A 306-nucleotide genomic window follows, 5' to 3' on the forward strand; every position below is an offset into this window, starting at 1 on the left:
CGCTCGCCCGGCGCGGGGAGACCCACCAACTGGCCGGCCGAGCCCTGGAGGCGACGCTGGACTACTCCGCCGCCATTGGGCACGACCCCGTCGACGCCTGGGCGCTCGGCTCGCGCGGGGAGTCTCACCGCCTGGCCGGCCGTCCCGACGATGCGATGACCGACCTCACCGCCGCCCTCACCCTCACCCCCGAGTACGCCTGGGCGTTCGCCGAACGGGGCGAGGCCCACAGATCGGAAGAGCGTCGGGTCGGGCAAGAGTGTGAAATGAAGTGTAGATCACGGTGGTCGCCGGAGCAGGCAATAG

Annotated in this window: 1 protein-coding gene; it reads left to right on the forward strand. The window is 71.2% G+C overall.

What is annotated here, in order from left to right; translation table 11 throughout:
- On the forward strand, positions 1-306 hold a 306-nt coding region (locus PUR61_RS01630; protein WP_329874841.1), incomplete at both ends, for a tetratricopeptide repeat protein.

Origin of the sequence: Streptomyces sp. BE20 (assembly GCF_036322525.1) — a bacterium.
In the GTDB taxonomy this organism is placed as follows: domain Bacteria; phylum Actinomycetota; class Actinomycetes; order Streptomycetales; family Streptomycetaceae; genus Kitasatospora.